Below are 550 nucleotides of genomic sequence, written 5' to 3' on the forward strand. Positions count from 1 at the left end.
CCTCAACAGCATCGCCGACAACTACGTCGCGCAAAACCGCGAACGCGACATTCAAGTCGCCTCCAGCGGTTTGGCGTTTATCAGCGAAGAATTGCCTCATCTGAAAGAGACTCTGCAAGAAGCAGAAAACAAACTCAATGCTTACCGCGAACGCGCCGGCTCGCTCGACATCCCGCTTGAATCCAAAGGTGCGCTTGAAAGCCTGACCAGCATCGAAACCCAAATCACCCTGCTCAAAACTGAAGAAGCAGGCTTGGCGGAACTATACACTCCGGAACACCCTTCCTATAAAGCCGTTTTGGACAAACTGGCTGTCCTCGAACGTGCCAAGAGCAAAATCAACCAGCAAATCGCCGGTCTACCCAACACCCAACAGGAAGTCATCCGCCTGACCCGCGACGTAGAAACCAACCAAGCGACCTACGTCCAACTCTTGGCGAAACAGCAAGAGCTCAACATCATGAAAGCCAGTGCGCAAGGCAACGTCCGTGTCGTCGACCATGCCTTCACACCGGAAAAACCGATCGCACCGCGCAAAGCCGTTATTACC

The 550-nt window shown here is 53.6% G+C and carries 1 protein-coding gene; it reads left to right on the top strand.

Features of this window, described 5'->3' with window-relative positions; all coding sequences use genetic code 11:
* Positions 1-550 (top strand): GNVR domain-containing protein (locus tag ACTHUR_RS17235; protein WP_440399930.1); only part of this gene is annotated, 550 nt, incomplete at both ends.

The organism is Neisseria sp. P0021.S007, from assembly GCF_051956855.1.